Annotated in this window: 11 protein-coding genes; 2 read left to right on the top strand and 9 right to left on the bottom strand. The window is 31.7% G+C overall.

The genetic code is table 11. The annotated features are described in order from the left end of the window. The first annotated feature begins 183 nt into the window (after window positions 1–183). Both DWW68_RS12950 and DWW68_RS12945 read left to right on the top strand, forming a co-directional pair. Entirely contained in the window at window positions 184–645 is a 462-nt protein-coding gene (locus DWW68_RS12950) for an Lrp/AsnC family transcriptional regulator (protein ID WP_021952676.1), read from the top strand. A 38-nt stretch (window positions 646–683) separates the two neighbouring features. Then, the gene (locus tag DWW68_RS12945) at window positions 684–1,889 is read left to right on the top strand and encodes a nucleotidyltransferase family protein (protein WP_118590273.1); all 1,206 of its coding nucleotides are present in this window, start codon (window positions 684–686) and stop codon (window positions 1,887–1,889) included. On the opposite strand, the gene DWW68_RS12940 is transcribed toward DWW68_RS12945, so the two are convergent. The 9 genes from DWW68_RS12940 to DWW68_RS12900 form a co-directional block, all read right to left on the bottom strand. Beyond that, entirely contained in the window at window positions 1,867–2,364 is a 498-nt protein-coding gene (locus DWW68_RS12940) for a VanZ family protein (RefSeq protein ID WP_021952674.1), read from the bottom strand. The two genes, DWW68_RS12945 and DWW68_RS12940, sit on opposite strands and share 23 nt — an antisense overlap. Continuing rightward, window positions 2,351–3,976 carry a polysaccharide biosynthesis tyrosine autokinase gene (locus DWW68_RS12935; protein WP_158576918.1) on the bottom strand — a complete coding sequence of 542 codons (1,626 nt, stop codon included), beginning with the start codon at window positions 3,974–3,976 and terminating at the stop codon, window positions 2,351–2,353. Before DWW68_RS12935 ends, DWW68_RS12940 begins: the two co-directional genes overlap by 14 nt. Further along, window positions 3,966–5,384 (bottom strand): polysaccharide biosynthesis tyrosine autokinase, encoded by a 1,419-nt coding sequence (locus DWW68_RS12930; RefSeq protein WP_118590267.1) that lies wholly within the window; start codon window positions 5,382–5,384, stop codon window positions 3,966–3,968. The genes DWW68_RS12935 and DWW68_RS12930 overlap by 11 nt, the downstream gene beginning before the upstream one ends. Beyond that, window positions 5,385–6,215, bottom strand: coding sequence for a hypothetical protein (locus tag DWW68_RS12925; RefSeq protein WP_118590264.1), 831 nt, complete (start codon window positions 6,213–6,215; stop codon window positions 5,385–5,387). A gap of 155 nt (window positions 6,216–6,370) precedes the next feature. Then, window positions 6,371–7,357 carry a hypothetical protein gene (locus tag DWW68_RS12920; RefSeq protein WP_118590261.1) on the bottom strand — a complete coding sequence of 329 codons (987 nt, stop codon included), beginning with the start codon at window positions 7,355–7,357 and terminating at the stop codon, window positions 6,371–6,373. Between the two features lie 188 nt (window positions 7,358–7,545). Beyond that, window positions 7,546–8,115 carry a sigma-70 family RNA polymerase sigma factor gene (locus tag DWW68_RS12915; protein ID WP_021952670.1) on the bottom strand — a complete coding sequence of 190 codons (570 nt, stop codon included), beginning with the start codon at window positions 8,113–8,115 and terminating at the stop codon, window positions 7,546–7,548. Window positions 8,116–8,189: 74 nt separating this feature from the next. Continuing rightward, window positions 8,190–9,134 (bottom strand): Coenzyme F420 hydrogenase/dehydrogenase, beta subunit C-terminal domain, encoded by a 945-nt coding sequence (locus DWW68_RS12910; RefSeq protein WP_243053114.1) that lies wholly within the window; start codon window positions 9,132–9,134, stop codon window positions 8,190–8,192. A gap of 398 nt (window positions 9,135–9,532) precedes the next feature. Beyond that, complete coding sequence (locus DWW68_RS12905) at window positions 9,533–12,112, bottom strand: acyltransferase family protein (RefSeq protein WP_118590255.1); 2,580 nt, start codon at window positions 12,110–12,112, stop codon at window positions 9,533–9,535. Next, the gene (locus DWW68_RS12900; RefSeq protein WP_021952666.1) at window positions 12,084–13,247 is read right to left on the bottom strand and encodes a Coenzyme F420 hydrogenase/dehydrogenase, beta subunit C-terminal domain; all 1,164 of its coding nucleotides are present in this window, start codon (window positions 13,245–13,247) and stop codon (window positions 12,084–12,086) included. Before DWW68_RS12900 ends, DWW68_RS12905 begins: the two co-directional genes overlap by 29 nt.

Below are 13,247 nucleotides of genomic sequence, written 5' to 3'. Positions count from 1 at the left end.
AAAGTAAATTCCACTGTGAGATGGGAGAGTGGAATTTAAAATTTTAATTTTGGCCGGTGCAAATATGGAAAGAAAGTTATTGTATATTTTTTAAAGTATATGCTATAATTAATAAGTATTTTGTAAGGAATAATCTTTATAAAATAAACAAAGACTGAAATTTATTACGAAAGGAGTACTACTATGAGACATGATTTAGACCACATCGATGAGCAGATTATTAAGCTTCTGCATGCCAATGCCCGCATCCCCCTTAAAACTATTGCGAGTCAGGTGTTTTTATCATCCCCTGCGGTGTCTGCCAGAATTGAACGATTAGAGCAGGCAGGAATTATAACAGGATATAGTGCCAAAATTAATCCCGCAGAGTTAGGCTATCACATTAAGGCATTTATTAACCTTGAGGTAAATCCGGACCAGAAGAAGGAATTTTATCCTTACATAAAAAGATGCAACAACGTTGTTGAATGTAACTGCGTTACCGGTGATTATGCCATGCTTATTGAGGTTATGTTTAAGAGCACTGAAGAGCTTGACCATTTTATAGGTGAGCTTCAGACTTTTGGAAGCACAAAGACACAGATTGTTTTTTCAACTTCCGTTGAACATCGTGGAGTACCTATTGCCGACGATGAATTATTTTAGATATTAAATATGGCAATAGCCATTTATGGAGAAACAGTATGATATATGAAAATGAGATTAGATATGTTTTATGTTTGTTAAAATGTGCTGTTTCAGACGAAATACCTCCCAATCCACCTGAAAACCTTGATTGGGAGGTTATTTTTAAGATTGGGAAAAGTCATAAAATCTATTCCACCTTATTTTTTGGACTTCAAAAACTTTCCCCTTCCTTATATTCGTCTATACCACATTTTGAAGATTACGCCACTGAATATAGGAAGAATCTGGTTTTAGACACTAACCGTTCCTTTGAAATTGACATAATAAAAAAGGAATTAAAAAAGAATGACATAGATTTTGTTTTGCTAAAGGGCACTGTAATTAAATACCTTTATCCTGATACGGCGATGAGAGTTATGAGCGACGTTGATATTTTATATCGCTCTCAAATTCAAAAGATTAACCGGCAAAACGAACTGCTTATTTCCCTTATGGAAAATATCGGATACAAAGTATGGTCAAGAGAACCTTTGGAAATAAGTTTTTATAAGCCGCTGGCAGCTATCTCCAGAAATATGCGTATAGAAATGCAAACAGAGCTTATTGATAAAGGATATGAGGTCTGGTCTGATTACCTAAAAAACATATGGGATAAGCTTATTAAAAAAAGTGACCATGAATATGTTATGAGAGATGAAGATTTTTATATTTATCATATCATTCATATGGCAAAACACTTTATTAACGGTGGCATCGGAATTGTTCATATTCTGGATATTTGGATTATGATTAATGCCTACCGGTCAGTGGACAAAGATTATATAGCCGGAGAGCTTAAAAGTATAGGACTTTTGGATTTTGAAAAAAATGCCCGGGCTTTATGTAAATATTGGTTTAGTAATGACTATGTAATACCGGATGATTACACAAGGAAAACCCTGAAACTTATGGAAACCTTTGTTATTTCCAATGGTGCCTATGGAACCTCTGCCCAGGCTGAGGCCAACCGTGTTGTAGAAGATAATGGTAAAAAAGTTTCCCTAATGGCAAAGATATTTCCTAAAAAAAACATCATGATTAATTATTATGGAGATATATTAAAAAAACACCCTTCCCTCCTGCCTTTTTATTACATAAGGCTTAATTTGAAGCGTGTTTTCTTAGCACCTAAAAGTAGCAGTAAGCGACTTAAGGCAATGAATAGTGTCACTGACAGGCAGATAAGCAAAACCCGGGAGCTTATGAAAAGATGCGGTTTATAATCTTAACTGCAATTAAGTACAAGCCATATCCAATGGCTGCACCCACTGTATTTAATATAACATCATCTATATCACAGTGACCAAAAGCTGAAATATATTGGAATATTTCTATACATACTGATAAAATGCAGGCGGACAATATTGTTCTCCTGCAATTTTTTTGTATGCTTTTTTCCATAACAAAGGGGTACAAAAACCCGTAGGGCATAAACATAATAATGTTACACGCCAGATTTTTAACAAACCAATCTGTTATGGCTCTTGCCTGTTGTATATAAGGTATAATCGTTTTAAATGGAATAAGCTGAGGTGTAAGTCTTGCTACCTCAGCTCCTTTCATCCATCCTTTTATGGTATTGCTTACCAATCCCGTGGGAAATTTTAAAACAATTACTATAAACAGGATTCCTAAATATAATGCAAAAATTCCACTTACACAAATATGAAAAATCTTTTCTTTCTTATTCATCTTCATTTTTATTTTCGCCTTTATTCTTTCTTTCGTTCTCTAACGCTTTCTTTTGTTCATCCGTTGTAGTTAAAGAAATACTCTTTGTAAGCTTTCTAGGCTTGCTTATAAATTCCTTGTCCGAATACTTTCCGTAACTTCCATAACCATAGCTGTAATAACCATAACTTCTATAGTATCCGCCATAATTATAACCACCGTAATGCTTGCCGTATCCGTAACCGTAAGAAAGTTTAAGCTTACCTGCTGTTCCATTAAGCACACATCCAATTATCGGCACACGGGTATATGAGAACTCCTGAATGGTATCAAGAATCTTGTTTACCTTGGCACCATCTTCCTTAACTACATAAACTACACTATCGCTGTACTTAGCCCAAACCGCAGCATCTGAAACCTCACTACATGCCGGAGCATCTATTATTACATAATCAACTACATCTCTACATTCGTTAATAAAACTCTCCATGGCATCTGAGTTTAAACAGTCAACAGCGGTTTTATCCTTAACCGGCAAATCCGGGGCTAACATAATTACTCTTGTGTCCTTAATGTTGGCTATGGCATCACTGCTTTTAACCTCTTTATTTAAGAACTGCTCCATATCATAGCTGGCAAGACCCTCTCTTAAAAGCTCCGGATTTACCCTGCTCCTTAAATCAGGTCTCCTAATATTACCTTCAATAAGCATAACCTTATTTTGAAGTTTAGACAATGAGTATGCAAGATTTAAGGCAAATGTAGTTTTACCTTCCCCCGCCTGGGTACTGGTAACTAATATAACCTTGCTATTTTTTCTCTCTAACTCTCTCTCACATCGTGAGGTAATAGTTCGCATTGCCTCTAAATATCTAAAACCAATTTCCTTGTTTAATATGGAAATCTTATATTTCTTGTCCTTTTTGCTGTTGCCAACTACCGGTAACGCTCCAAAACATGTAACACTTAAATACTTTTCTATGTCGTCTCTTGACTCAATAGTCTTAACAAAGAAGGCATATATAATACTTGGCAGCAATCCCAAAACTAAACCTATAAATCCATATTTTAAAGTCTGATTCACCGGCTGGTATGGATTAATGGCAGTATCTCCTCCTGACGGGCGCTCCAAAACCGTAAGTTTTGTCTCACCTAAAACGAATTCAACCACTTCTGAATAGTTATTAATAACAGAATCAATAACCTTGGAGTTCATTTCCGCATTGGTTCCGGTTGCCTTAATACTGATAATGTTAGTGTTTTCAACAGCTGCCACGGTAATTGCACTAGGCACATATGAAAGCCCTAAATCCTTCTTGATAATTTCATAAAAAACTTCATTATTAATAAGGTAATTAAAACTTACGCTCAGAGTAGATGCCAACTGATTGTTATCTGTGTATGTCTCATCCGGTCCGTCATACTCCGGAGAAGTAATGGAAAATGTAACTTCTGACTGGTACATAGGTATGTAGCCGGTCCTATACTTGTAATATCCAAGGAAACCTGCTACTACCATTAAAATAACTGCAATCCACCATAATTTCAGAAATGCCTTTCCGAAGCTTTCCATTATTTCTGCAAGACTCTTTGTCTCTTTTTGTTCCTCTGCGATGTTATTGTCCATATTATTCATCATAAACTTCCACCGCCCTTTCGCTGCTTTGGTCATATCCAAAGTTCTTTATGCCTGACTTATTTCCAAAAGTCTTATAGTTGTTCAAAATACAGCCTAACAGCTTAGCATTGGAATCATTTACTAAGTTAATACTGTATTCAATATCTTTCTCATATGAGTAGTCATATCTGACTACAATAGATACAAAGTCAACCACATCACACAACGCCTCTGCATCAGATACCATTGCCATAGGTGGTGTATCCAATATAACATAGTCTGCCATCTTGCTACACTTACGCACAAGGTCTTTCATGGCTCCGGACTTTACATATTCATGGGTGCTTGAGTGTCCTTTGGTAGGCATTATAATATCAAGACCTAACTTTTCCTCATGGTATAAAACCTCATCCAGACCACAGTCACCCTGCAATAACTTAATCACATCCACAACATTGTCCTTAGGGATGTCCAGCATCTTGCAAATAGCAGGCTTTCTCATATCTGCATCGATAATAATAACCTTCTTTCCATCCCTTGCAAAGGAAAGGGCAAGATTAAGAGCTACCGTGGATTTTCCTTCATTTTCACAAACGCTGGTAACCATGTAAACATTTTTTTCAGGATTTCTTTCATGTTCATATTCCATTTTAACCCTGATATTATTTATTGACTCAATAAATCTCGTTGAAATAATAGGGCTGGTTATCAGCAAAACCTTAACTTTCTGTGCAATCTTTGCCTTGAAGGTTCTGTTTTTCCTTTCATGATAAATTGAACCTAAAAGGGTTGTTCCTAACTGTTCTTCAACTGCATCTTCAGTTTTTAATGTTTTACGCATTATACTTAAAGCTGCTAGAATTAAAGCCGCTACAAAAGCACAAATCATTCCCGTCTCAATAGATTTGCTGCGGGGCATAAGGGCATTGTCAGGATGTGTAGACACCACCGGTGCCCTTAAAGTATCAATAACCGCATCTGAATTTAAATATTCTGACAATTCATTATAGTTGTCCATAATAGAACCGATAATCCGGAAGGATTTAACAGGATTTCCCGATACTACCGTAACCTTCATCAAATTAGTTTCCGTAATCAGTTCAACATTCATATTCACATCTTTCATATCAATATGAAGCTCTTTTTTTATGCGGTTTTTCATAATATCTGCATCTAAAAGATTCTGGAAAACACTTATAACATTTTCCGCAAATCTTTTATTAGTGTAAACATATCCTGTACTCTGTCTTGGGGTTACTACATATATAGCTGAACTGCTATACTGTGGTTCATAGGAATCCTTGATATAAGAATATGTTACCATGGTTCCTATGGCTCCAATCATGATAATAATCCACAGTCCGTACAGCAAATCTTTACTAAGAGAATATAAATCTAAATTATGTATATTAAAGGTTTTTTTATCCATTTATTCCTCCACAATAACAACGAGATATGTTATATATTCGTTTTCCTGTTCATAGTTCACTGCATATTCTACCGTATAGCTTCCCGGCTTCTTTAAATTAACGGAAGATTTTACCACCTTTACCAGATTAGTAGGCAGTTCCTTTCCATTTTTATCCTTAACTGATGCAACATAGCTTTCCGGATTGAATTTGTCATCAACCTTAAGGTATACAATATTTTTCTTAAGCTTAATGGTAGGTGCCAAATTATTTTCCTGCCTAATGGTTACAGTAGCTTTAATGGTAGATGTAGCTCCCAGACTGTTAGTAGCCTGAGCGGTAATTACATATGAACCTGCAATTCTTGTAGATGCAATACTTGACAAAATCTTTACCTTATCAGTTATATCACCATCAACATCATCTACCGCGCCTAAAACATCTGGTACATTAACATCTGAACCAACATAGAAGCATAACGGAGCCGACAATGTAAATCGCGGCTTTCTATAATCTGTGTACTGAACCTGTCTGGTTTTCTTAGTAACATTATTGTCTGAATCTGATACTACATAAGTTATATTACTAATATGTTTTTTCTTGTCCACAAACTTGGAAATACTTTCAATTACAATATTGCTAGTGATGTCTCCGTCCTCTGCATCCTTTGCAATAACGTCCTTTAACAATTTTGATTCGTCATCCTTTATGGATACCTTAATTAAATCATCTCCGAACTCAATAGTTGGAGCATGGTTATTATCTGCCGTTTTCTCTTTATAATAATTAGCTGAAAACACAATGGTAACAGCTAAAAAGACAACAACAATCAATGCCTTAATTACTCTCATATTGCCTCTTCTTTCCTCTAATGCTTATTTATTAACAGTAGTATTATACCCGATAACTTATGGGATGTTCAATAGGTAAGTTGGGGTTTTGTGATTTCAATTTTCAATAATATGTTTATTTTTAATCTCAAATTTAAGGTAAAAAATCAGTGTCCCTATTCATCAGATAACTTATATATATTACCACATTGATAAATTTTTAATTTTTCTTTCTTTATTTTACACTTGCAATCAAGCCTTCTTATAACTTTTCCATTTCTATTTTCTAATTTTGATATAATACATTGTTGCTTATCCTCGTATATAATAAAATAGATATTAACATTTTTCCCATCCATTTTAAATTCAGATTTTTCGTTGTTTCTCACTGTATCAATAATTACTTCATAATCTTTTCTTTGTAATTCGTAATTTTTCCCATAAGAATACAATAATATCACTTCAAGAAATAGAGCCAAAATCACAATTATAATACAAGATAGTACCCATCCGTATTTTCCTCTTTTACTATTTTCGTTTTTTATTACTGACTCTCCACTACCTCCATTCTTGAGCTGTCTTTTTTTCATATTATCATTATGTATTTTACTATGTATAAGTCTAAAGAATCTATCATTTTTGTGTATACATAGTAAGATTGCATATATATTTACAACAAAACTTGTATATAATGCCAAAATTAAAAATCTACTTATCTGATTCCTATTAGCTCTTCGAAATTCACTTACCGCTTGCCTCATAGAAAAATTGGTTTCTAAAATACTGATAAAAATTATTACACCTGTTACGAATAATACATATGCTATTGATTTTAGTTTACGCCTTAATCTAAGTCTCCCAGTATCTTCAACCGTCCCTATAGCATATAATATATAATTTGATGCAAACATTATTAACAATATAAATATATATTTAGCAATGGTAACTATTATTGTTTCACCGGACATATCTATATATTCATCTCCCAAACAATACACTGAATACGCCCCTTTATAATAGCTATAATATAATATTCTGCAAACAATAAAAAGCACTGTTAATGCCCCCGCAACAACAGTAGAAATTAGCTTCCAATGTTTTTCGCATATTATAATTTTTTCCTTAATTGACTTGTTTTTAATTACTTCTATCAATTCGTTCATTACTCTCACCGTCTCTCACTTTTATTTACGCTCATTACTATAATATTTTTAGTTTTAATGCAAAACATTCAATGTTATTTATGCTCTCCTCTTAAAATAAAATAGTTCACACAACAACAAAAGCATTTTCGATTTATAATTACAACAGTGCCACACCACCGTCCGCTAATCTCGAAAATGCTTTAATTTTATTTCTGTTTTTTATTTTCGTCTACTATATTACACAACTTCTCGCAAACTCTTTTTACATATACATGAACCTGATTTTCTTTCATATCCATCGTACTTGCAATTTCTCTGTTGGACTTTTCAAAATAAAACTTGTCTATAAGCAAAAGCTTTTCTTTATCAGTAAGTTCATCTATTGCATCTATAACCTGAGATAACTGATAATTTCTAATGGATACATCCTCTAGAGAACAGAACTTTCTCTCTTCAATGACACTCTTTTTCAGAAATTTTTCATAATCATCTGCTTCCACTAAATCTTCTCTGCCTGTTTTTCGCAAATAATCTATTGTCACACTATTAATTGTACTGACAAAATATGTAGCCATCTGAAATTTATTTAAAGTTACAACCTTATCATAATTATTAATGATTCTGATAAAAGCCTCATTTATCATGTCACGGGTTATATTCTCATCATTTGACAATGCAAATGCTTTATCAAACATTAATCCGTAATAACGTCTGTACCAGCGTTCCACGGTAAGTCTCTCATCATCATCCTCTATTGCCGATATAATTGCAATCATTGGTTCCCTCCCGATTAATTTGTAATAATATGGTATAAATATAGCACAAAAATGGTGGTGGGAAAAGTGGGCAGTTAAAATTTTATGTATTTTTTCTTTGTTCTATTTAATTTTCTCTCTACTCTTGTTATAAAATTGATACCATCATATTTTACTGCCAATTTATCAAACGATTTCTTTCCTAATTGCTTATAAAATTTTCTTCTTCGTCTATCTTTAATTGGTTGATGAAACATTCCATAACTATACTTTATAACATATTCCTCCGCAACAGAATTAATGCACATCTTATTGCGGATTTTAGCGAACGTATGCTCTCCATTCAAAGTATGTATTATAATCAAAGATGTACCCTTTGAATTATATAAATTTGCATCATATTCATTTATACACCATGCATCAGCTAGTGTTATATCACTTATACGCTCACTTTTTTTATAAATACACGTATAGCATGACTCTCTTAATGCAATATCATTTAAAAATACTTTTAAAAATGTATCCTCCCTCCTATCTTTGCTATATATTATCTTATTGTTTTCTCTTATGCTCATCCCAAATTCTTCCCAACCATTAACCTTATCCCTAAAAGAAATTTCATAATTGTGCTTACATTTATTTAAGTTCCTGCATTTCAAATATTCATTAAAAACTTTCTGGCTTGGCACTCCATGGCACGCAAAATCTACCAATAATAAGTTATCATATCTCTTTCCCAGATAATTATTTAATCCGCTAATTTGACATGGAGTACCACAAAACAATACATTTCTGTTTTTTGTTAAATCCTCCTTTACATACTTATATGTAAAACCAATGTCACTTTGTATGTATTTTGATTTTAATAGCTTCTCTAATTCATCTATATTATCAACACGTGTATGTTTTAATTGGTAGTCATTGTCCATAGCTGCCCCATATACAACTCCCTTTGCACTCAAAATTTGTCTTGCGAGTAATACAAATATTCCCCCAGAAGAGCTCCTTTCAACGTCCTGATTATCATTATTAACGCACACATATACCTCATGTTTTTCATCCGTGTTTTTCTGACGCTTTAACTGTGGACATACTCCTATGCATTTCCCACATTTTATACATACTCCCTTATCTACAAACGGATACTTAAAGCCTTCTTTATCCGCTTCCATCTCAATACATTTTGTGGGACATATATTATAACATGCCGCACATCCAGTACATTCTTTTTTATTTTTTAGTTTTATCATAATATTCTACTACCTGCCTTATTCCTATCTAGTTTTTAATATCCAACAGCATTTTTATAAATATCGTAGTTTTTTATCACCAAATCCCCTAATAATTTACTAAAACATATATACAAGCCAATGTAATAATAACCGTTGGATTCTCATAGTTCCACTGATGAATTCTTTTTTATCCATTCATCTTATCCTTACTTATTTATTATTTTTAATATTGTTTCCGCAATTAATTCTTTATAATATTTAAATTCACTTGTTTTATATTTTATTATTGCAAACAATGCATTTGGTACAATCACCACTATAACACATTGAATAATAAAACCAATCCATGTATATCTCGGTATAAACAAGCATATACCATACGTGATTGCCATAATTACTGAAATAATTAATAGATTATTTATGAACCATTTAATGAAATAATTTCTCTTCATTCCAAAAACATCTCTATATATAATCTTTGGATCAACAGGTAAAATCGTAACAACATAGGAAATAATAGTAGCTAACAAAACTCCCACTATTTTATATTTTTCTACAGGTATTACTATTGCTAATATTACCGAAAAAGTAATATTTACTAATGCGGTAGCCAAAGTTCTATATCTAGTCTGCCAAAATAGTCCGCATGCATCCTTGTAAATTGTGTTTGTGTGATTTAAACCTGGAATTAAAAATGTAAATACAATTACAATGGTTACAACGGTATCAAATGCATAATTTTTTCCAAAAAATAATACTATAAACGGATTAAATAATACCATAAATGCTATTGCACAAAACCCATATATCCAAAAATTAGCAAACAATATTCTCTTATATACAACATAAACATGTTCTTTATCTGATGATGCATTTAAATCACCTACACTATTTCTTAAACTATTAAATATAATGTTTATAATTCCCGTCACAGCAACCGTAATCATTGAATAATTTGAGTACAAGCCAACAAATATAGTCCCGATAAATGTTGATATAACTATATTATCGCTGGCATAATATATTGTACTACTTAATTTTGTTACCGATAACGCATACACATTTTTTTTGATTTTTGTTAATTCACTTTTTTCCAATTTGCTCTTGCACTTATTGTCTAAATATGGATACAATCTACTAGACACTTTATATACTATATAATTTTTAATTATTAACATAATAATGGGAATAGTAAGATAAACATAGTAAGACGTATTTCCTTTCAAAAGCACCAATGCAAAAATCTGCATTATTGTCTGTATAATTGGAAAGCTTACATTTATTTTTACTAATAAATAATCCTTTTGTGATGCCCCAATAATAGAATTTCTGTATGCATAAAACCAATATGAAATAACTGAATTCATTAGGAACAAATAATAAATATAGTAATAGTTTATATCTACTCCCTGTTCTAAATTAACAATAAATTTCAATATTGGTGTTATAGCAATTCCTATAGCTAATACAATACAACCAATAATCCTATAAACCCTCTTATATAACTCCATTAGCGCATGTATCTTTTCTTCATCATTCTCAGCCAATGGCTTATACAAACTAAAAACTATCGCACTTCCAACTCCCAACTCAGCTAATGACAACACTGATAATACGTTGGTAAACAAACCACTTAACCCTAAGTAACTTGCCCCCAACACTACAATAAATATTTTCCGATTTACAAACTGCAAAATATTTGTAATAAGCATTTGTGCAATTCCACTAACAACATTTCTTTTGGCATTTGTTGTTCTTGATAAATTATTTACATTACTAATATTGGGAATAATATTTATTCTATGAATTACTTCATATATTACAATAATCGTAAGTATTACAATTATTGGCAATGTCCACTGTGTAATTTTACTATTCATTAGGTTAAAATAACCAAATAAATATCTATAACCATACATCACTAAAGGGTGAAACAAATACATCGCCAAAGATATATTCTTGCCAATCTCTACAACATAATTCTGTTTAATATTTGGTTTGATGCTGCACATAAGCATTATTGTGAAAACTATAATAATACTAAACAAGTATACATCCATACTATTACCTATGATGTATCTCTCTAATATGCATCCAAACATACTAATAATCAACAACATATATGTCATTTTATAACTGAATACTTCTTTAAGTTTATTTTCTAGTTTTGTAGAAAATAAATACCCAAACATAAAAAATGGAATTCCTACCGTTAACCAATTTCTGTATATAGCAGAATTTTCATTAAGTTTTTCCGATAAATTTCCACTATATGCAACTATCTTCAACATATAACTTAATAAAAAAACACCAAATGAAAGAAAAGCTACAACGTAATAGCTCTTTGAGCTTTTTAAAAAGATCAATAATATATATATATATATCAATGCTAATAAATACCATAAAACTGTACATATGAAATCTGTCTCATTAAAAAGAAGCAGTTTAATAAAACTCCTTGCATTAATAACATTAACTGCTTCAAGATGAAGGGCACACTGCACCATTATTCGATATAAAATATAAACTGCTGTTATCGCTATAAACAATTTTAAATTTTTTTTAATTTTACATCTTGCTTTATAAGTTCTTTGATTAATTTCTACTTTTGCCCAATAATATCCAGATATCGAAAAAAACAATGGGACTGCAAATCTCGCAATTGTCTCTGTCACAATTCCCACTCTTCCCGGTAATTGACAATGAATTAAAACAACAAAAATGCATGCTATTCCTTCCCAAAAGTATAATCTGTTATTAACTAATTTTTTTGTTTCTTCTACCATTTACTATCTTCCTTATCTTTCTTTCAACACGCACTCTAAATGTTATTTTTTTTAATTTATTAACTATCTCCATAAAATCTCTGTTATTGTTTAATTGTTTAAAGAATTTTTTTCTTCTTGAATCTTTAATAACACTGTACATCGCATTAACATTATATTTTAATATATAATTCTCGTTGTTCCTTTCAAATTCAATATTTTTTGTTATTTCATCAATTAATTTCTCTCCATCATTTGTATGAGCTATTATTAAAGATGTCCCTCTTTCATTGTAAACTCGACTCCCACTTAATTCTCCCCATGCATCTGCCAAGGTAATATCTGACTTTCTATCTATTCCTTTAAAATTACATTTATAGCATGAAGGTCTTAAATCAATATCAAATAAAAATGCTGCAAGATATTCATCTTCTATACCAAATTTTTCAATACACTTACCATTTTCAAATAAAAATTTAAGTCCAAAATTGTTCCATCCCTTTGTTTTTGTTCTAAAAAAGATTTTTGTAATACTGCTATGATATTTCTTTTCTAAACATGATACATAATGATGTAATACTTTTCCACTCGGAACGCCATGACAAATAAAATCAACGGTGATTAAATTATCATATTTCTTATTTAAAAAACTCAACAATCCATTTACCTGACATGGTGTTCCTACAAATAAAACTTTTCTACCTTTTTTTAAATCATTTTTAACTTTTATATAGGAGTCTCCAATAGCACTTTGAACATACTTTGATTTTAACAAAGGTTCTATTTTCTCATATTTGTCAGCTGAAGTATGTCTTAAAACAAGTTTTTCATCAAACGCAGCTCCATACACAACTCCACCATTTTCTATTGTTTTCTTTGCCAATAAGATAAAAATCCCCCCTGATGAACTCTTTTCAACTTCTTCTTTATTGCAATTATATGCAATGTTTATTATTTGATTTTCATCTTTGCACTCTTTAACATTTAATACCGGACATACTTTATTACATAAATTACAATTTACGCATTTGTTTTTATCAACTATAGGATACTCAAATCCCTCATTATCACAAACCATTTCTATTGCATTTTTTGGACATATATTTTTACACGCAGAACATCCTGTACACTCACTTTTTCTTTTTATATTTATCAT

The sequence above is a fragment of the Eubacterium sp. AF16-48 genome (assembly GCF_003479405.1).
Lineage (GTDB): Bacteria > Bacillota > Clostridia > Lachnospirales > Lachnospiraceae > Eubacterium_G > Eubacterium_G segne.
Note: the sequence above shows the minus strand (reverse complement) of the source record. Positions and strands in the feature narration are given on the sequence as shown.